Origin of the sequence: Amycolatopsis sp. NPDC051061 (assembly GCF_040682935.1) — a bacterium.
In the GTDB taxonomy this organism is placed as follows: domain Bacteria; phylum Actinomycetota; class Actinomycetes; order Mycobacteriales; family Pseudonocardiaceae; genus Amycolatopsis.
On the sequence record NZ_JBFBBZ010000067.1, the window covers coordinates 1 to 19,225 of the forward strand.

General features: G+C 70.9%; 19 protein-coding genes. 15 read left to right on the top strand and 4 right to left on the bottom strand.

The annotated features are described in order from the left end of the window. Nucleotides 1–119: 119 nt before the first annotated feature. Nucleotides 120–824, bottom strand: coding sequence for a GntR family transcriptional regulator (locus tag AB0N03_RS46790; protein WP_364386999.1), 705 nt, complete (start codon nucleotides 822–824; stop codon nucleotides 120–122). Nucleotides 825–925: 101 nt separating this feature from the next. Between AB0N03_RS46790 and AB0N03_RS46795 the strand changes: the two genes are divergently transcribed. The 4 genes from AB0N03_RS46795 to AB0N03_RS46810 are packed head-to-tail and all read left to right on the top strand — an operon-like array spanning nucleotide 926 to nucleotide 4,007. Next, a complete protein-coding gene (locus AB0N03_RS46795; protein ID WP_364387001.1) occupies nucleotides 926–2,191 on the top strand; it encodes an MFS transporter in 1,266 nt (421 codons plus the stop codon). After that, nucleotides 2,188–2,310 carry a hypothetical protein gene (locus AB0N03_RS46800; protein WP_364387003.1) on the top strand — a complete coding sequence of 41 codons (123 nt, stop codon included), beginning with the start codon at nucleotides 2,188–2,190 and terminating at the stop codon, nucleotides 2,308–2,310. The genes AB0N03_RS46795 and AB0N03_RS46800 overlap by 4 nt, the downstream gene beginning before the upstream one ends. Nucleotides 2,311–2,329: 19 nt before the next feature. Next, nucleotides 2,330–3,694, top strand: coding sequence for an acyclic terpene utilization AtuA family protein (locus tag AB0N03_RS46805; protein WP_364387005.1), 1,365 nt, complete (start codon nucleotides 2,330–2,332; stop codon nucleotides 3,692–3,694). Beyond that, nucleotides 3,687–4,007: a DUF4387 domain-containing protein gene (locus tag AB0N03_RS46810; protein WP_364387007.1), complete on the top strand. Its 321-nt coding sequence runs from the start codon at nucleotides 3,687–3,689 to the stop codon at nucleotides 4,005–4,007. Before AB0N03_RS46805 ends, AB0N03_RS46810 begins: the two co-directional genes overlap by 8 nt. Here the strand turns inward: AB0N03_RS46810 and AB0N03_RS46815 are convergent. Continuing rightward, nucleotides 4,000–4,617, bottom strand: a complete 618-nt coding sequence (locus AB0N03_RS46815; RefSeq protein WP_364387009.1) for a TetR/AcrR family transcriptional regulator — start codon at nucleotides 4,615–4,617, stop codon at nucleotides 4,000–4,002. The two genes, AB0N03_RS46810 and AB0N03_RS46815, sit on opposite strands and share 8 nt — an antisense overlap. 116 nt (nucleotides 4,618–4,733) lie before the next feature. Between AB0N03_RS46815 and AB0N03_RS46820 the strand changes: the two genes are divergently transcribed. The 3 genes from AB0N03_RS46820 to AB0N03_RS46830 are packed head-to-tail and all read left to right on the top strand — an operon-like array spanning nucleotide 4,734 to nucleotide 8,043. Beyond that, nucleotides 4,734–6,287 (top strand): long-chain fatty acid--CoA ligase, encoded by a 1,554-nt coding sequence (locus AB0N03_RS46820; protein WP_364387011.1) that lies wholly within the window; start codon nucleotides 4,734–4,736, stop codon nucleotides 6,285–6,287. After that, nucleotides 6,284–7,276, top strand: a complete 993-nt coding sequence (locus AB0N03_RS46825; RefSeq protein WP_364387012.1) for an LLM class flavin-dependent oxidoreductase — start codon at nucleotides 6,284–6,286, stop codon at nucleotides 7,274–7,276. Before AB0N03_RS46820 ends, AB0N03_RS46825 begins: the two co-directional genes overlap by 4 nt. Before the next feature lie 11 nt (nucleotides 7,277–7,287). Next, entirely contained in the window at nucleotides 7,288–8,043 is a 756-nt protein-coding gene (locus AB0N03_RS46830; protein WP_364387014.1) for an SDR family oxidoreductase, read from the top strand. Between the two features lie 36 nt (nucleotides 8,044–8,079). On the opposite strand, the gene AB0N03_RS46835 is transcribed toward AB0N03_RS46830, so the two are convergent. Then, nucleotides 8,080–9,927 (bottom strand): cellulase family glycosylhydrolase, encoded by a 1,848-nt coding sequence (locus AB0N03_RS46835; protein WP_364387016.1) that lies wholly within the window; start codon nucleotides 9,925–9,927, stop codon nucleotides 8,080–8,082. A 193-nt stretch (nucleotides 9,928–10,120) separates the two neighbouring features. Between AB0N03_RS46835 and AB0N03_RS46840 the strand changes: the two genes are divergently transcribed. From AB0N03_RS46840 to AB0N03_RS46875, 8 genes are all read left to right on the top strand, one after another. After that, complete coding sequence (locus AB0N03_RS46840) at nucleotides 10,121–12,454, top strand: ABC transporter permease subunit (RefSeq protein ID WP_364387018.1); 2,334 nt, start codon at nucleotides 10,121–10,123, stop codon at nucleotides 12,452–12,454. Nucleotides 12,455–12,481: 27 nt separating this feature from the next. Beyond that, complete coding sequence (locus AB0N03_RS46845) at nucleotides 12,482–13,441, top strand: glycine betaine ABC transporter substrate-binding protein (RefSeq protein ID WP_364387020.1); 960 nt, start codon at nucleotides 12,482–12,484, stop codon at nucleotides 13,439–13,441. A gap of 199 nt (nucleotides 13,442–13,640) precedes the next feature. Next, nucleotides 13,641–14,126, top strand: coding sequence for a YbaB/EbfC family nucleoid-associated protein (locus tag AB0N03_RS46850; protein WP_364387022.1), 486 nt, complete (start codon nucleotides 13,641–13,643; stop codon nucleotides 14,124–14,126). 23 nt (nucleotides 14,127–14,149) lie between these two features. Next, on the top strand, nucleotides 14,150–14,488 hold the full coding sequence (locus AB0N03_RS46855; protein ID WP_364387024.1) for a hypothetical protein: 339 nt from the start codon (nucleotides 14,150–14,152) through the stop codon (nucleotides 14,486–14,488). Next, on the top strand, nucleotides 14,485–15,624 hold the full coding sequence (locus tag AB0N03_RS46860; RefSeq protein ID WP_364387026.1) for a hypothetical protein: 1,140 nt from the start codon (nucleotides 14,485–14,487) through the stop codon (nucleotides 15,622–15,624). Before AB0N03_RS46855 ends, AB0N03_RS46860 begins: the two co-directional genes overlap by 4 nt. 29 nt (nucleotides 15,625–15,653) lie before the next feature. Continuing rightward, a complete protein-coding gene (locus AB0N03_RS46865; RefSeq protein ID WP_364387028.1) occupies nucleotides 15,654–16,265 on the top strand; it encodes a hypothetical protein in 612 nt (203 codons plus the stop codon). A gap of 119 nt (nucleotides 16,266–16,384) precedes the next feature. Continuing rightward, on the top strand, nucleotides 16,385–17,362 hold the full coding sequence (locus AB0N03_RS46870; protein ID WP_364387030.1) for a helix-turn-helix domain-containing protein: 978 nt from the start codon (nucleotides 16,385–16,387) through the stop codon (nucleotides 17,360–17,362). Nucleotides 17,363–17,426: 64 nt separating this feature from the next. Beyond that, nucleotides 17,427–17,933, top strand: a complete 507-nt coding sequence (locus tag AB0N03_RS46875; protein WP_364387032.1) for a hypothetical protein — start codon at nucleotides 17,427–17,429, stop codon at nucleotides 17,931–17,933. Nucleotides 17,934–17,936: 3 nt separating this feature from the next. Here AB0N03_RS46875 and AB0N03_RS46880 read toward each other — a convergent pair whose 3' ends face one another. After that, nucleotides 17,937–19,127: an FAD-dependent monooxygenase gene (locus AB0N03_RS46880; protein WP_364387034.1), complete on the bottom strand. Its 1,191-nt coding sequence runs from the start codon at nucleotides 19,125–19,127 to the stop codon at nucleotides 17,937–17,939. Between the last annotated feature and the right edge of the window lie 98 nt (nucleotides 19,128–19,225).

Sequence of the window (19,225 nt, forward strand, 5' to 3'; positions counted from 1 at the left end):
TTTCCGTCCACGTCGCTCTTCGGATCTTTGGTTGCGTCTGACGCACCCAAGGCGGCCTTCGGTGCGTTGAACGCACCGAAGGCCACCTTGGGGCGCTTGCCTGGCCGGCCGAGGAGCGGTCAGGAACCGCCGGCGAGCAGGTCGCCGAGCCCGCCGCGGGCGTCTTCGAGCACAAGCGCTTCGGCCTGCGCCGAATCGCCGGCCCGCAGCGCGCGCACGAGCGCGCGGTGGGTCGTGTAGCGGTCCAGGCCGAACGTCTCGTCCACGCTGACGCGTTCGATCACCCGCGAGCGCCGTTCCGGGTAGGAGAACACCCGGGTCTGGTCGAGCAGGCGGACGAGCACGGGGTTGCCGGCGCACAACTCGACGAGCCCGTTGAACCGCTGCATCGCGTCGAAGAGCCGGCCGACGTGCTTCGCCACGTCCTGGCCGGACTCGTGGCGCTGCTTGATGAGGATCAGCAGGTCGTCGGCCTCGTCGAGGATCAGGTCGAGCCCGTCGAGCTGCTCGGGCGTCGCATGCCGGGCGGCGAAGCGGGCCACCATGCCGCGCAGGCCCACTTCGACCTCGGCGAGGTCCTGGATGGCGACGCCGCCGAACATCGCCACCTTGACCGTCCGCGGGCCGGACCGCTCGATGAGGCCGTCCTGTTCGAGGCGCCGGATGGCCTCGCGCACCGGCGTCGGGCTGACCGACAGCTGCTCGGCGAACCCGCGTTCGGTGACCTTCTGACCCGGGCGCAGCTCGCCGGTCGTGATCGCGTCGCGCATCGCGCGGTACACGCGGTCGGCCAGCGTGTCGGTCTGCAGTGCTTCGCCCATCATGGGCCCAGCCTACTGGCCAGGGCAAAACCAATTTGCAACTATTGACCATCTTGCTATAGCAAAAGTACGATAGCCGTCACCATGGAGGGAAGGTGCCGACGATGACGTTGACCACCCCGCGCGTCCGGACCGGACGCATCACGTTCTTCGTGGCTCTGGCGGTCTTCGCGCAGGAGTCGACGTGGAACCTCTACGACTCCCAGGTCCCGCCGCTGCTGCGCGAGCACGTCGGCAGCGCCGCGCTCATCGGCGCGCTGATGGGCATGGACAACCTGCTCGGCATCTTCATCCAGCCGTGGATGGGCAACCGCTCGGACGGCACCCGCACGGCGTGGGGCCGCCGCATCCCGTACCTCGTCGTCGGCATGCCGGTGGCGGCGCTGCTGTTCGTCCTCATCCCGCACGCCGCGGTCTCGCTGCCACTGCTCGTCCTGGTGATGTTCGGCTACGCGCTCGTCGCGAACTCGTTCAAGCCGATCGCCGAGTCGCTGCTCCCGGACTTCATCGCCCCCGAACGCCGCAGCCGGGCCAACGCGGCGGTCAAGATCGCCTCCAGCATCACGGTGATCGTCGCCGCGCTGATCAGCCTCTTCCTGATCGACGACTTCCCGAAGCTGTCCTTCGCGATCCCGGCGGTGCTGATGCTGGTGTCCGTGGGCGTCCTCGCCTGGCGGGTGCGCGACAGCAAGTCCCCGGCCTACCAGGCCGCGCTCGAAGAGGACCGCTCCGAACCGGACGCTCAACCCCGCGTGCGGATGCGGGACGTGCTGATCGACATCGGGCGCGACGCCGACCGCAGCCGGCTGCTGGTCATCGCGGCCGTCTTCGCTTTCGGCGGCGCGTGGTTCGCGTCGCGCTCGCTCGTCACCAACTACGGGATCGAGACGCTCGGCATGTCCCGCGGCGACGCCGGCGGCCTCACCCTGCCCAGTGGCCTGGCGTTCCTCGTGGCCGCCTACCCGGTCGCGCTGCTCGCCGAACGCTTCGGGCGGCTGCGGCTGATTTTGATCGGGATGGCCGTGTTCGCCGCGGCCATGGTGCTCGGCACGATCGTGCGGACGCCCACCGGCACGGTCGTCGCCATGTGCGTGGCGGCCGCGGGCGCGGCGGCGTTCATGGTCAACATGGCGGTCGTCCTCTGGAACCTCGCGCCCTCGGCCCGCGTGCTCGGCACCTACACCGGCCTCTACACCGTCGGCTGGTCGGGCGGCGGGTTCCTCGGACCGGCGCTGGTCGGCGGCATGGTCGACGTGACCGGGTGGCCGTTCATGCTCCTCGACGTCGGGGTCGTCACGGCGATCGCGGTGCTCCTGGTGGCCCGCGTCGCCGTGCTGCAGCGGCGCCGGACCGACGGGCGGGTGCTGTGAGCCGCGTCCTGATCACCACCGACTACCCGCGCCCCGGCGACGAGGTGGACGAGTACCTGCGCGGCGCGGAGCCGAAGAACTGGTCGCGGCCCTCGAAGGCCGGCCCCGATTCGTGGTGAACGGAGAGAAATGAGGGACATGGACAAGGTGCGAGTACTGGCGCCGAGCGGGATGCTCGGCGCGGGCTGGGACCACGCGACGGTCGAGCGCGGCATCGCCCTGGGCGCCGACGTCATCAGCATCGACGGCGGGTCGACCGACTCCGGCCCGTTTTACCTCGGCGCAGCGAAGGCCAAGACGACCGCCAAAGCCGTGGCGCGCGACCTGCGCAGCCTGTTCACCGCCGCCGCGGGCGCCGGGATCCCGGTGATCGTGGGCTCGTGCGGGACGAGCGGGACCGACACCGGCGTCGACTGGGTCGCCGGGATCGCCGCCGAGGTCCTCGCGGAGGAGGGTTTGGACCTGAAGGTCGCGAAGATCTACAGCGAGCAGGACGCGGCCGAGCTGAAGGAACACCTCGACGCGGGCCGGGTGCATCCGTTGCCTCCCTTGGGGGAACTCGACGCCGAGACCCTGGAGAGCTGCACGCACATCGTCGGCGCGATGGGGCACGAGCCGATCGTCGAGGCGTTGCGCGCGGGGGCCCAGGTCGTGCTCGCCGGCCGCGCGACGGACACGGCGGTGGCGGCCGCCTACCCGCTGATGAGGGGGATGCCGGCCGGACCGACGTGGCACGCGGCCAAGATCGTCGAGTGCGGCGGCCAGTGCACCGACAACCCACGCACGGGTGGCGTCCTGGCGACGATCGACGCCGCCGGCTTCACGATCGAGCCGCTCGACCCGAGCGCGGCGTGCACGCCGATCCTGGTGGCGGCGCACATGCTGTACGAGACGGCGAACCCGTTCGAGATGCGCGAACCCGACGGCACGCTCGACGTCCGTGAAGCGGAGTACACGGCCGTCGACGACCGGATCGTCCGGGTCACCGGATCGAAGTTCCACGTCGCGGACCAGTACACGATCAAGCTCGAAGGCGCGCGGATCACCGGGTACGAGACGATGTCGTTCTCGGCGATCCGCGACCCGCTGGTGCTCGCCGACATCGAAGAGTGGGCCGCGCTGATGCGCGCGCTGATCACGCAGCGGGTGGGCCAGACGCTGGGCCTGGCCGACGACGAGTACGCGTTCGACCTGCGGCTGTACGGCCACAACGCGGTGCTGGGCGCGCTCGAACCGGAGAGCGGGCCGCCGCGCGAGGTGGGCGTGATGCTGCTGGTCAACGCCCCCGACCAGGCGACGGCGACGGCGGTGGCGAAGATCGCCAACCCGCTGATGCTGCACCTGCCGACCCCGGCGATGGACTACCTGCCGAGCTTCGCGTTCGCGTCGTCCCCGGCCGAGGTCGAGCGCGGCGCGGCGTACGAGTTCGTGCTGAACCACGTCGTCGACTGCGCGCCGGCGGATCTGTTCCGGCTCGAGTTCGAGGAGAAGACCCATGCCTGACACGACTTTGGCGGAGCTGGCCCACGAGGTCCGGTCGAAGAACGCGGGCCCGTTCTGGGTGACGATGGAACTGTTCCTGCGCGATGCCGACGGCTATCGGGTGGCGGCGGATGAGACGTTCCTGAACGAGCGCGTGGTGGCTTCGCTCTACCGGGTGGACGAAGAGACGATCCAGATCTTCCGGATCCCTTCGCTGAACGTCGTCAAGATCTCGTTCCCGCGGCCGGTGAGCCAGGGATCGCTGCGGGACCGGGACATGCACGCGGGGCAGCACCACGTGCCGCTGGCGCGGATGGTGGTCCCGCTCAGCTGACGAGGCGGGGCAGCAGCTTGCGAACACCGCGCCGCAGGTCGTCGAGCGCGTCCTCGGCGCCGACGAGGTGCCGCTGCAACGCCTGCTGGAACAGCCCGTCGAAGAGGGCGTACGCCTCCGGCGGCGTGCACGTCGGCTCGACCCCGCTCAAGTCCGCGTAGGCGCGGACGTTGCGCCAGATCATGTCCTGCAGGCTCTCGTCGATCTCGGCGACGTCGTCGCGGAAGGCTTCCTCGAACAGGGACTGCGAGCGCAGGTCGTACCAGAGCCGGTGCATGAGCGGCGCCTCTTCGAGCGCCGCCGCCAGCCCGTCCGCGCACGCTTCAGCCAGCGCGGGCGGGGTGGCCGCCTCGCCCACTCCGCCCTCGTAGCGCTTCACGCACGCTTCCTTGTAGCGGCGCACGCAGTACGTGATCAGCTCGACCTTGTCGGCGAAGTAGTAGTGCAGCAGCCCGTGCGAGAACTTGGTGTGCTCGGCGATCGTGCGCAGGCTCGTGCGGGCGTAGCCGAGGTCGGCGAGGGCGAGCAGGGCCGCGTCGGCGAGTTCGCGGCGGCGGTCCTCGAACTTGTCGACCTTGGTCCGGCGCCGCACGGCGGCTGGGCTGGTCACCGGCCGAAGATACCACCGAGCGGTTCTCTGACCAATCGTCCAAGAAAATCTTGACATTCGTCCAAACGGCGGCCAAGGTCGTGTCCAGCGACCGACGCGGCTCGGGAGGGACGACGATGTCTCTGTACTTCTACCTGGAAAAAGGCGCCTCCCTGGACCCGGACGCGCCCTGCCTGACCCTTGACGGGAGTTCCGTCTCCTACGGCCAAGTGGTCGAACTCGCCGAGACCGTCGCCCGCGCGCTGCGACGCTCCGGCGTGCGGCCCGGGGACAAGGTCGGCATCCTCTCGGCCAACGACCCGACCGCCTTCACGTGCGTCTTCGGCATCGCCCGCGCGGGTGCCGTGTGGTGCCCGATCAACCCGCGCAACGCCGCCGGCGAGAACGCCGAACTCCTGGACCTCTTCGACTGCGCCACGCTGATCTTCCAGCCCGGCTTCGAGGAGCTGGTCCGCCAGATCGCGCCGAAGCTGCCCAAGCTGATCACCCTCGTCCGGCTCGGCGACGGCGACGACTTCGCGCCCGGCTTCCCGGAATGGCTCGACGCCGCCCGCGACGATCCCCCGGCGGAAGCGGCGCAGCCCGAAGACGTCGTCGCCCTCGTCGGCACCGGGGGCACCACCGGGCGCCCCAAGGGCGTCATGCTCACCGGCCGCAACCTCGAAGCGATGTCGGCCATCACGCTGATGAGCTACCCCTTCGACGGCCGCCCGGTCTACCTCGCCCTGGCGCCGCTGACCCACGCGGCGGGCGTCCTCTGCTTCCCGATCCTCGCCCGCGGCGGCGAGATCGTGATCATGGCCAAGCCCGACGTCGGCCGGTTCCTGGAGCTGATCGAACGCCACCGCGTCACCCACACGTTCCTGCCCCCGACGCTGATCTACATGGTGCTCGGCCACGACGCGCTCGATCGCACGGACCTGTCGTCCCTGCAGTGCTTCTGGTACGGCGCGGCCCCGATGTCGACGGCCCGGCTCACCGAAGCCCTCGCCCGCATCGGCCCGATGGCGCAGCTGTTCGGCCAGTCCGAAGCCCCGATGATGATCTCGACGATGTCGCCCGCCGAGCACCGCCGACCCGACGGCACCGTCCACACGGGACGGCTGGCGTCCGCCGGGCGGCCCTCGCCGCTGGTCACGGTGGCGATCCTCGACGAGGACGGGCGGGCCGTCCCGCAGGGGGAGCGCGGGGAGATCTGCGTGCGCGGCTCGCTGGTGATGGCCGGCTACTACCGCGACCCCGAGGCGACGGCGGAGGCGTCCGCCCACGGCTGGCACCACACCGGCGACATCGGCTTCCTCGACGACGAGGGCTTCCTCCACATCGTCGACCGCGCCAAGGACATGGTCATCACCGGCGGCTTCAACGTCTACTCCGCCGAGGTCGAGCAGGCGGTGATGGCCCACGACGCCGTCCGCGACTGCGCGGTCATCGGGCTGCCCGACGACAAGTGGGGCGAACGCGTCACCGCCGTCGTCCAGCTACAGCCCGGCCGGGAGCTGGACACCGGCGAGCTGATCGCGTTCGTCAAGGACCGCATCGGCAGCGTCAAGGCACCGAAGCAGATCGAGATCTGGCCGGAGCTGCCGCGCTCAGGAGTCGGCAAAGTGCTCAAAGCCGACATCCGTTCCACCTTCACTCACCGAAGCAAGGAGGCTATCCGACCATGAAACTCGCGCTCTACCTGCCGAACTTCCGGGACAAGGTGACCGTCCGGGAGCTCGAAGACCTCACCGCGCTGGCCGAAGACCTCGACTTCGACTCCGTCTGGACGCTCGACCGGATCATCGTCCCCGAGACGTCGGACACCGAAGAGATGCAGCACGCCTTCGGCATGATCGAGGGGTTCCCCAAGGGCCTCCCGGTGAGCTCGCGGGGCGAGTTCCTGCAGGGCATGCCGCTGATCCCGTGGCTCGCGGCGAAGACGTCGAAGGTGCGGATCGGCATGAGCATCATCGACACGCCCTACCGCTCGCCCGGCGTTCTCGCCGCGGAACTGGCCACGATCGACCACCTCTCGGGCGGCCGGCTCAACGTCGCCGTCGGCTCCGGCTGGATGCCCGAGGAGTTCGCCGCCGCGAGCGCGTCGCACATCTATCCCAAGCGGCACAAGCACGTCCGCGAAACCCTGGAGATCATGCAGGGCATCTGGACCAACGACCTCTTCGAGTACCACGGCGAATTCGCCGACTTCGACCGCGCCGGGTTCGGGGCCAAGCCGGTCCAGAAGCCGCACCCGCCGATCTTCTTCAGCGGGCTCAAGGACGCGAAGCGCTCGGCGAGCCGCATCGCCAAGTACAACCTGTCCGGCTGGATCGGGATCCAGGACTCGCCCGACGACATCGCGCGGTGGCGCACCGAGATCCAGCGCGAGCTCGAACAACTCGACACCCCGCGTTCGGTCGACGACCTCGAGATCTCCAGCATGATCTGGTTCGTCCTCACCGACCAGGACATGGACCAGTCGTTCATGGGCAAGGGCACCAACCTGCTCGTCGGGTCGGAAGCGCAGATCACCGACCAGCTGAAGCGGTACCGGGAAGCCGGGCTGACGATGCCGTTCCTGTGGCCGCCGTTCCAGGACGTCCCGGTTGCGAAGACGCTCGACGACATGAAGCGTCTCAAGGAAGAGATCCTGCCCAAGATCGAAGCGATGTGAGAGGAACCAGCATGTCCGAACTCGAGGGAAAGCGCGTCTTCGTCACCGGGTCCGGCGCCGGCATCGGCAAGGCGATCGCGGCGCTGTTCACCGAACGCGGCGCCCGGGTCGTGATCAGCGACCGAGATGCCGACGCGGCCAAGCAGGCGGCCGAGGAGATCGGCGCCGCCGGCGTCGCCAACTGCGACGTCACCGACGAGGCCCAGGTCCAGTCGGCCATCCAGCAGGCCGTCGACCTCCTCGGCGGCCTCGACGTCCTGGTCAACAACGCCGGGATCGAGGTGGCGTCGCCGCTGCTGCAGCAGTCCACGGAGAGCTTCGACAAGATCTTCGCGGTCAACGTGCGCGGCACGTTCGTGACGATGAAGGCGGCGACGCCGCACCTGATGGAGTCCAAGGGGAACATCGTCAACATCGCGTCGATCGCCGGCATCGGCGGCAGCCCGCTGCTCGGCTCCTACTGCGCGACGAAGGCGGCGGTCATCCAGCTGACCCGGGTCGCCGCGGTGGAGATGCGCCCGGCCGGCATCCGCGTCAACGCGGTCTGCCCGGGCTTCGCCGACACGGCGATGGTCGAGCGCCTGGTCCCCGACTTCGAGGCGGCGACCCAGGTCCCGTTCGGCGACCTCGTCGCGGCGAAGCAGGGCCGGCTCGGCACGCCGCGGGACATCGCGGAGGTGGCGGCGTTCCTGGCGTCCGACCGGGCGACGTGGATCACCGGCAGCCACTACGTCCTCGACGGCGGGCTGACCGCTTCGCTGGTGTGACTTCGCGGCCGGTGGGCCCGCGTTCGGGCCCGCCGGTCAGAAGCGGCAGAGCAGCGCGTCGGGCGTGCGGTTCGAGCCGACGCGGCCCGTGTACGCCACGCCGGCGACGTACTCGCCCGGCGCGCACTGTCCCTTGTAGTTGCCCGCAGCGAAGTCTCCACCCGGGTCGCCGGCCGGGCGGTTGTCGCCGCGGTCGAACCAGACCGTCCGGCCGTGGTGGCCGAGCGGCGTGGGGGAGCGGCCGCACAACACGGCCGAGACCGCCGCGCCTCGAACGCTGTAGCCGACCACCGCGTGGTCGGGCGGGCACTGCGCCTTCGTGTAGCCGGACGCCCAGTCTGTGTCCACATAGGACTCGTCGCGGACCACCGGGTAGGAGGCCGGCGTCGGCAGCGTGCCGGTGCAGAGCCCCCGGCCGCCGGTGTGCGCCAGGCCGATGAGGCGCTGGCCGTCGGGGCACGCACCCTTGCGCGCGCCCGAATCCCAGTCGCCGAGTGCGCGGATCGTGCGTGACTCCTGGAAGTCGGCGTAGTCGAGGTCGAGCATCGACCAGTGCTCGGCCGGCGCGCTCGGCCCGGTGCGCGACGGCGCGTTCACCAGCCGCTGCCAGGCCGGGCCACGCCAGTCGGTCCCGTCGAGGACGTCGATGCGGTGGCCGGCCGCGTCCCAGGCGAGCAGCGACCACCCGTCGCCCGAGCCGTTCGTCTGGAAGCCCACCGCGGGCCAGTAGGCGAAGTCGGTGTCGGTCTGGGCCAAGTAATCCACGAAGTTCTCGAACCAGGCGCGGGAAGCGGCGTCGGTCGTGCCACGGCCCTCGCCGAACTCGCTGATCCACAGCGGCGCGGTGTAGTGCTTCCCGGTGTCCTGCTCGACGAAGAACGCCTGCCGATACAGGGTGTCGCGCAGCTCCTGGGGCGAGAGGTCGCGGTAGCGCGGGTCGTGGGTCTCGCCGATGCCGGTCGCGCCGGAGTGGTTCGGGCCGGTGTACCCGTAGAAGTGCGCGGAGTAGACGAGCTTCCCGGAGTCGACGAGCGTGTGCGACAGCGTGCGGGCCGGTTCCAGGGTGGGCCGTCCGTGGGCGAAGCCGTCGACGGGCAGGCCGGTCCAGTTGATGCCCTCGACGATGATCAGCAGGTCGCGGTTCGCCTCGGTGAGGATGCGGTCGGCGACCTGCCGGCTCGCGCGCTGCCAGTCCGTGCCGTTGCCCCAGCCCCAGTTCGGGTCGTCGAAGGTGTTCCGGCGGACTTCGTTGTACAGGTCGGCGCCGACGACGCGCTTGTTCGCGGCGTAGCGGCGGGCCATGAACAGCCAGTCGTCCTGCCACTGCTGCTCGGACTGCGCGGTGTTCCAGCGTTCGTTGCCGTCGAGCCCGCAGCACCAGCGCGACGTCGTGGTGTGGTTGTTGAGGATCACCGCGAAGCCGCGCGCGGTGAGCCGCTCGACGACGCGGTCGTACACCTGCAGCGGCGTCAAGCCGTGCAGGCCGGGGTTGGCCGGCAGGTCGGGCACCGGGTTCGGGTCGTGGATCATCGCGTTGGAGAACTGCAGCCGCACGCTGTTGAGGCCGAGCTGCGCGAGCCCGTCGATGACCGTGTCGATCGACGCGCGGTCCAGCCCGAGCGGGGTCTGGTAGGCGATCTCGCCGGCGTGGTGGTTCGCCGGGTCGTTCCCGTCGCCCGACCCGGTCCACGTGCCGCTCGCGCCGTGCCAGTTGGCGGCCTTCAGCTTGAAGCGGTCGCCGTTCGCGTCGACGATGTAGCGGCCGCGGGTGCTGAGCGGTCCCACGAAGGCCGGCGGGTCGGTCGCGGCCGACGCGGAGGGGGCGGGAACGACCACGAAACCGATGGTGGACAGCACGGTGAGCACAGCACCCAGGAACCTCACGGGCGGAGGTTAACCACCCCACCCACGAGTTGCATACGGCCAGGTGGATCAACCCGGCGGTGGACAGGACCACGCGGACGTGTTGGGCTGGGGGTGACTTTCCGCCCTGCGACGCCCGAGGAGCGCGGCTCTGAGCCTGTTCGAGTACCTCCGCGAGAACTGGATCGACGTCGTCAACGACGCGATCCTCCACGTGGACCTCACCCTCGCGGCGGTGGCGCTGGCGGTGCTGGTCGGCATGAGCATCGGCCTGCTCACCTACCGGCGGCGGTGGCTCGGCTCCCTGGCGACCACCACGACCGCGGCGTTCCTCACCATCCCCTCGATCGCGCTGCTGGGCATCCTGATCGGCCCGTTCGGACTCGGGCTGACGAACGTCCTGTTCGCACTCGTGCTCTACGCGCTCCTGCCGATCACGCGCAACACGATCGTCGGCCTGCGCGGCGTCGACCCGGCCGTGGTGGACGCCGCGCACGGCATGGGCCTCGGCCGCGCGCGGGTGCTGTGGCGCGTGCGCGTCCCGCTGGCCTGGCCGGTGATCCTCTCCGGCATCCGCGTCTCGACGCAGATCACGATCGGGATCGCCGCCATCGGCGCGTACGTCAAGGGCCCCGGGCTCGGCAACGAGATCTTCGACGGGCTCGGCCGGTTCGGCGCGGTCAACTCGCTGAACCAGGTGCTGACCGGGACGCTGGGGATCGTCGTGCTGGCGCTGCTGTTCGACCTGGCCTTCGTGGTGGTCGGCCAGCTCACCACCCGACGGCGCCCACGCTCCCTGCCCGACGTCGCGGCGGAGCGGGCCGTCGGCACCGCGGGCGAGACGATCGAGCTCGAGAACGTCAGCAAGCACTATCCCGGGCAGGCGTTGCCCGCGGTCGACCGCCTGACGATGCGGATCCCCGCCGGCGAGATCGTCGTGCTGACCGGCCCGTCCGGCTGCGGCAAGACGACGACCATGCGGATGATCAACCGGCTCGTCGAACCCACCTCAGGTGCCGTCACGATCGGCGGCACCGACGTGACGGCGCTCGACGTCGACGAGCACCGGCGCCACACGGGGTACGTCATCCAGCAGGTCGGGCTGTTCCCGCACCTGCGCGTGGACGCCAACATCGGCGTGGTGCCGCGAGTGCTCGGCTGGACCCGGCGCCGGGTCGCCGGCCGCGTGCGGGAGCTGCTCGACGTCGTCGGCCTGACCCGCGAGCACGGCCTGCGCTACCCGCGGGAGCTGTCCGGCGGCCAGCAGCAGCGCGTCGGCGTGGCGCGGGCGATGGCCGCGGACCCGCCGGTGATGCTGATGGACGAGCCGTTCGGCTCCACCGACCCGATCACCCGCGCCCGGCTGCAGGACGAATTCCTGCGCCTGCAACGGGAAGTGCGCAAGACGATCGTCTTCGTCACGCACGACTTCGACGAGGCGCTGAAGATGGGCGACCGGATCGCCGTGCTGCGCCCGCGTTCGGAGATCGCGCAGTACGACACGCCTCAGGCGATCCTCGCGGCGCCGGCCGACGACTACGTCGCTTCCTTCGTCGGCTCGCAGCGAAACTTGAAGCGGCTCGCGCTGATCCCGGTGGCCGATCTCGACCTCGGGCCGGCGGCCGACGGGCTGCCGTCGATCCCGCGCGAGGCCACTTTGCGGGACGCCCTGGACACGATGGTGCGCACCGGAAGCACCGCGGTCGCGGTGAACGGGCGGACGCTCGACGTCCCACGCCTGGTCGCGGCACTCCAGCCCGCTGGGGAAACGCCGCCGGCCGTAGCGGAAACCGTGCCGGCAACGGCATCAGCGCCGACACGGCCGCGCCGACGCCGGCTCGGGCTGCTGGTCCGCCCGGTGCTGATCGCCCTCGCCCTGCTGGCGCTCTTCCTGATCGTGCGCGCGCAGCCGATCGACTCGATCGAACAGCGGTACCTCAACGCTGGCGAGATCTTCGCCGAGCTGGGCGCGCACCTGCGGCTCACGCTGATCTCGACGGTGTGCACCATCACCATCGCCCTCCCGCTCGGCATCCTGCTCACCCGCCCCGGCGCGCGGTGGGTCCGCCCGATCGGCCTGGGCCTGGGCAACCTCGGCCAGGCGATCCCGTCGATCGGGCTCGTCGTGCTGCTCGCGCTCTGGACCGGCACGGGCACCGGGACAGCGGTGGCGGCGCTGGTCGTCTACGCGACCTTGCCGGTGCTGCGCAACACGATGGTCGGGCTCGACGGCGTCGACCCGACGCTCGTCGACGCCGCGCGCGGCATGGGCATGACGAAGACGGCGATCCTGTGGCGGATCGAACTGCCGCTGGCCGTCCCGGTGATCCTCGCCGGGATCCGCACGGCGCTGGTGCTCACCGTCGCGAGCGCGACGCTCGCGACGTTCATCGACGGCGGCGGTCTCGGCGGCGGGCTCGTCGCCGGGATCGGGCTGTACCGCCCGATCCTCAGCCTGACCTTCGGCATCGTCGTCGCCGCGCTGGCGCTCTTCGCCGACTGGCTGGGCCTGGTCGCGGAGGAGGTCCTGCACCCGCGCGGCAGGTAACCCGGCCACAATCTCAGGAGGACGACCATGCGACGCACGACAGCCGCTGTTCTCGCGCTCGTCGCGGTGCTTGCCGCGGGGTGCACGATCGGCAAGGACGAGACCGGTGCCCAGGTGGGCCAGGGATCCATCAAGAAGATCGACGCGCTGAGCGGCGCCCAGATCCGCGTCAGCTCCAAGGAGTTCGACGAGCAGCTGCTGCTCGGCCAGATCGCGCTCGTCGCGCTGCAGGCGGCCGGGGCGAGCCCGCAGGACAAGACCAACATCACCGGCTCGAGCAACGTCCGCCAGGCGCTCACCAGCGGCGCGGTCGACCTGTACTGGGAGTACACCGGCACCGCCTGGATCAGCTACCTCCACCAGACGAAGCCGATCGCCGACCCGCAGGCGCAGTACGACGCGGTCAAGCAGGCCGACGCCGCCAACGGCGTCACGTGGTGGGCCCGCTCGCCGGCCAACGACACGTACGCCATCGCGGGCAACCCGGCGGTGGTGGCCCGGACCGGCGTGAAGACGGTGTCAGACTACGCGGCCCTGGTGAAGAAGGACCCGGCCGCGGCGTCCACCTGCATGGGCCCGGAATTCCGGAGCCGCGACGACGGGTTCCCCGGGTTGGCCAAGACCTACGGGTTCACCCTGCCGGACCCGCAGGTGCACCTGCTCAACGACGCCGTCGTCTACCCCAGCGTCGGCAAGGGCGACCCCTGCGGTTTCGGCTCGGTCGCCTCCACCGACGGGCGCGTGGCCGGGCAGAAGCTGACCGTGCTGGACGACGACAAGCACTTCTTCCCGACGTACAACCCGGCCATCGCGATCGCGTCCGGCGTCGCCGGGAAGTACCCGCAGCTGGAGCAGGTGTTCACGCCGATCGCGGCGAAGCTCGACACCGCGACCCTCACGGAGCTGAACAAGAAGGTGAGCGTGGACGGCCAGAAGCCGGCCACGGTCGCCGGCGACTGGCTCAAGTCGGCGGGCTTCATCAGCTGAGCGGCCCGGCGGGGTGCGTGGCTCGGGCGAGGTCGCGAATGAGTCATCGGGGACCTCCCACGCCGCGAATGAGTCATTCGCGGCACCCACCACCGGCCGACCGCCGCCCGGCCGTTCTTCGCATTCCGCCGAAATGCCGCGGTGACGAAGCGGATCTGTCATGATCCGGCCAAGCCCCCGTACCGCGAAGGAAGTGACCATGTCGGCCGAAATGGACCAGCTGATCGCCCAGTTCGAGACCTTCCAGTCGAAGGTCCGCCAGGCCGAAGCCCGGTTCGCCGGTGTCGGCGACATGCAGGAGCGGATCGCCCAGGTCGGCACCTCCGTGACCTCGCCGGACGGCACGGTGACGGTCACCGCGGGGGCCGGCGGGACCGTCACCGACCTGCGGCTCACCGCCGGCGCGATGCACCTGGAAGCGGGCCAGCTCGCCCAGCGGATCATGAGCACGCTGCGCCAGGCCGTGGCGGGGGCCGCCCAGCAGCAGGCCGCCATCGTCGACGACGCGTTCGGTGACCAGCTCGGCGTCGACGTCAGCGGGCAGGTGCGGGAGGCCCAGGCCGAAGCGTTCGGAACCACGGCGCCGGAACCCGCGTCGGAGCCGCAGGCGCCGCGGCCGCGGCGCCGGCCCGCTCCGGGGGACGACGACGACTTCGACCAGGGCCCGATCCTCCGCCGCTCCTGAAACCGACCGAGGGAACTTCCGCGATGTCAGACGGAATCCAGACCAACATCGGCGCGATCTCCGGATACGCGCGCCAGCTGCCGTTCTACGAGCAGGAAGCGGACAAGTTCGGCGCCAAGATCGACGCCGCCGACGTGACCGACACCGCCTGGGGCGTCGTCGGGATCTGGGCCAAGCAGGGCTACACCGACCGCCTTGGCGAGCTGCGGTCGCTGCTGGGCGAGCTGAAGGACGGCGTCGACGGGCTCACCACCAAGATGACCAAGGCCGCCGAGATGTACCGCGGCACCGAAGAAGCGGGCGTGATCGCCTTCGGCCGGTACGAGGCGGAGATCGACGCGATCGGGGGGCAGGGCAAGTGACCGAGCCGAAGAAGAGCATCGCGGACGCGCTGGACGTCCAGCCGTACGACGAGAGCATGAGCGCGAACCTCGACCGCGCGGCGGAGGCCACGCCGGTGGTCGGCACGCTGTACAAGTCCGGCAAGTCGATCGCCGAGCACGCCCAGCAGGCCGCCTCGGCGGACGGCGCGGGGGAGCTGGCTTCGGCGGGCAAGGCGCTGGTCGGCGACGGCGCGGGGTTCGTCGCCAGTGCCGCGACCGACATGGTCACCTTCGCGATGGACCCCATCGGCTGGCTGGTGAGCCACGGGCTAAACATGCTGCTCGAGCTGGTCCAGCCGCTGCAGGACGCGCTGCACGCGGTCACCGGCGACGGCCCGGCCATCGGGCACGCGTCGGAGAACTTCGCCTCGATCGCGCACGGCTTCGTCGCGCTCGCCGAGGACTTCGAGCAGACCGGCGACACGGCGCTGGCCGAGTGGGTCGACGAAGCCGGCAAGGCGGCCAAGGAGGCGCTCGGCGACTTCTCCTCGGGCATCCGCGGCGTCGGCTCGGCGGCCGGGTCGGTCGCCGAGGTGCTGCAGATGTGGTCGATGGTCATGCAGGTCATCGAAGAGGTGATCAAGGCGATCATCACCGAGCTGGTGTCCTGGCTGATCACCATCTGGCTGCCGGCGCTGGCCGCGTCGGTGATCAGCTTCGGCAGCTCGGTCGCCGCCGCGATGACGGCGTCCATCGCCAAGGCCGCGAGCGTCCTGCAGAAGGTCACCCGCTACCTCGGCAAGTTCGGCAAGCTGCTCGACACGTTCATCGAGTTCCTCGCGAAGTACTCGACGAAGGTCGTGGAGATGACCCGGAAGTTCCGGCTCGGCCGGTACGCCGGGGAGTCGCGGTTCGGCCTGGACACGCTGGAGAACACCGCGCGGGTGCCGTTCACGCCCGGCAACCGCGCGCTGACCACGATGTTCGGCACCTCGGTCGGCGCCAGCCCGCTGGTCGCGGGCGCGAGCGTGAAGGCCGGGATCGCGGCAGGCAAGACGGCGTTCACCGAAGGCAAGGAAGCCGTCACCCCGGAGGAGGACGAACCGTGGTTCGACAAGAGCGGGATCGGCGGGGACCAGAGTCCGGAGGAGACCCGGCGGAACTTGGACATCTAGAACGCAAGGCCGTCGAGTTCGGCGACCGCATGGAGTCGGTGAAGGACGCCGCGCTCGTGCGCCCCGGGTTCCGGGAGCGCGTCGAGGCGCTGATGCGCGACCACTGGCGGGAACCGGTGATCGTGCTGCGGCTGGGGGACGCGGACCTGCGGTTCGCCGTCCCCGGCCGCCGCGAGGACGGCACGGTCGAGGGTACGCAGCCCGTCCTGCGAGCCATCGGGAACGTCGCGCGCGGGATCGGCGCGGCGGTGGGGTACGTCGCGTACCTGGCGAGCGCGGCCGGCAGCGGCGGCGGCAAGGGCGAGCGGGCGGTCCACGTGACCGGCCCGGCGGACGCCCAGGTCCTCGAGCCGCTGGATCTGCTCCGGCGGGCGAAGGGCCCGTGGCTGGTGTGCTCGCCGTCGTCGGTCGCGCTGGTGGAGACGGGGTCGACGTACGTGGACCCGGCCGACGCGCCCGAACCACGCATCCTGTGGGAGGCGCGGGGAACGGACGCCCCGGAGGTCAGCTTCCGGAAGCGCACCCTGACCTGGCCGGACGGCTCGCGGTTCACGTTCCCGCTGCAGAGCCGCACCGAGGATCGGCACCTGCGGCAGTTCCACGAGTACCCGGACGTCGTCCGCTGGCCGGAAGCACCGTGAGGGAGGGGCCCGCGCACCCGCGCGAGCCCCTCCGCCGGTTCAGTTGTCCCCGCGCACGATGACCGCTTCCTCGCGCCGCTGCGGCCTCATCCCGCCCGGCCCCGCGTAGAATCGGCCCGGTGATCGAGCTGGTGCTCGGAACGCTCGACCTGGCGCGAGTGCGGTTCGCCCGCTCGCCCATGGAAGAGCTCCGCGGCAGCGTCTACGTCCTGGCGGGCCGCCGCGGCGTGGACCTGCACCGCCCGTGGGTGTCGATGGCCCGGAGCCGGCTGGCCGGCCTCGACCTCACGGTTCTCTTCACCCTCCTGTCGATCGACCACGGCTTCCCGGGGTTCCTGAATCCGCTCACCGAAGCCGCCGACACGTTCGACGACCAGCTCGAACGCGTGCGGGCCACCGACGATGCCGGTGTCCGGTGCTACTTCGACGAATGCTGGGCTCCGCAAGAGATCCCGCCGGTGCTGCGGCCGCTGCACGACGACCCCGGGCGCGCGCTCGGGCCGTTCTGCGACCTGCTCGCCGCCTACTGGCGGGCGGCGATCGAGCCGGTGTGGCCGCGGCTGTGCTCGCTGCACGAGGCCGACTTCGCCCACCGCGCGGCGATGCTGACCGGCGGCGGGCTCACCCGGCTCTTCGACGACCTGCACCCGCAGATCGAGTACGCGGGCGACCGGCTGCGCATCCTGCTGCCCCGCCACGACGTCCGGCACGTCGTCAACGGCGTGGGCGTGCTGCTCAAGCCGAGCGCGTTCATCTGGCCGCGGCTCAGCGTCTGCGACGGCCACGACCAGGTGTCGATCGGCTATCCCGCGCGCGGGATCGGCCGGCTCTGGGAGCAGGCGCCGCCGGTCGCGCGGGCTCCGCTGGCGGATCTCGTCGGCCGCAGCCGGGCGGCGCTGCTCGCCCTGCTCGACCTGCCCCGGTCGACCACGGAGCTGGCGGAACACCTCGGCGTCACGCCCGCCACGGTCAGCGAACACCTCGCCGTGCTGCGGCTGAACAACCTCGTCCGGTCCCGCCGCGCCGGCCGGGTCGTGCTCTACGAACGCACCCCGCGCGGTGCCGGCCTGGTGCACGACGATTCGGCCGTGCCCTGATCGTCGCGCCCCTCGCGGCCGCGCGGCGACCATGGGAGCACGGATCGGGGTGGGGAGGCCGGGGATGCGCGGGACGGACGTGGCGGACGCGGTGGTGCGGATCATCGTGCGGGACGGGCTGGCGGCGGTGACCGCGCCGGCCGTCGCCGCCGAGGCCCGGCGGTCACCCGAGTGGGGGGCCCGCCACGCCGCCGCCGAAGAACTGTTGCTGCGCCTGACCCTCACGAACACCGTCGACGCCGTCGACCGCCGGATCGCCGCCGCGCGGCACGAGCCCGGTCTGCTCGGCACCCTGGCCGGGCAGGCGGCGCCGGACCTCGCCGCGCACCGGCCGTGGCTGGGCCTGCTCGTCCGCTCGGCGGCGGGCCCGGACCTCGCCGATCCGCTGCGCCTGCGCTTCGGCGCCGCCCACCGGGAGCTCCGCGCCCGCCTCGCCACCACCGATCCGGCCCGCGGCCACGAGGCCCGCACGACCTCGGCGCTGGTCGACGGCCTCACCGCCCACGTGCTGGCCGGCGCGTGCACGCCGCGCGAAGCGGCCGAAGCGCTGGCCGTCCACTTGGAGAAGTAGGCCTCAGCGGGCCGGGAAGTCCGGCAGCGTGAGCGCCGAATGCTCGGGGTGCGGCTCGCGTGCCGGTGCCTCGGTGATCTGCCGGAGCGCGGCGTTCCGTTGTTCGAGAGCCTCCGCCGTGGTCGGGAACAGCGTGGCCTTGCCTTCGCTCACCAGGGCCTGGTTGCCTTCGACGAAGTCCCGCAACCGGCTCTCGTAAGCGGCGAAAGCCGCCGCGTGATCCGGGATCGTGGCCAGGGCGTGCCCGAGCACGTAGGCGCCGACGAGGGCGAGACTGGTGCCCTGCCCGGTCATGAAGGACGGGGCGTAACCCGCGTCGCCGACGAGGGCGACGCGGCCTTCCGACCAGCGTGGCAGGTGGATCTGGCTGACCACGTCGAAGAACAGGTCGTCGGCCTCGCGCATCGCCTCGACCATGCGCGGGATTTCCCAGCCCTCGCCGGCGAACGTGGCGGCGACGAGATCCCGTTGTGCCTCCGGGGCCCGGAACGCCTCGATCGGCGCGTCCGGCCGGGCGAAGACCAGGAATCCGTGGATCTCCTTGCTTTCGAGGACCGCGTAGAGCGCCGCGCCCTTGCCCGGGGTGCTCCACGTGAGCCCCTCGCGGTAGAGGCCGAAGTCGTTGGGCATGGTGAACCCGGCGAAGCTGTAGCCGAGGTAGTGGTGGAACCGCTCTTCGGCGCCGAAGACCAGCCCGCGGGTGTTCGAGTGCAGGCCGTCGGCGCCGATCACCAGGTCGAAGGTTTCCCGCCGGCCGCTGCGGAAGGTGACGTCGACGCCGTCTTCGTGCTGCACAAGGGTTTCGATCGTCTCGCCGAACCGGATGTCGACGTCGTCGCGCACGAGGTCGTACAGCGTGCGCGTCAGGTCTCCCCGGCGGATCTCGACGTCTTCGCCGTCGACGCCGCCGATGATCGCGTTGGGTTCGAGCGAAGCCAGTTCGCTGCCGTCGGTGTCGAGGAAGACCAGCCGGCGGGTGGAGATGTGCAGGTCCCGCAGGCGGGGCAGGATCCCCATCCGCCGGACGGCGTCCAGGGCCGTGCCGCGGACGTCGATCGGGTAGCCGCCGTCCCGGAGCTCGGCGGACTTCTCCACGATGGTGACCGCGAAGCCGGCTTTCCGCAGCCAGAAAGCGAGCGCCGGGCCGGCGATGCTCGCGCCCGAGATCAGGACGGAGCGTGGTGTGGTGTTCATGGTGACCCCCGATAGCTAAGTTAGGTATCCATATCGCGAGTGCGACAATGCCGGGGAGTGCTTCCGGCATGACGCAACTATATACCTAAGTTAGCTAT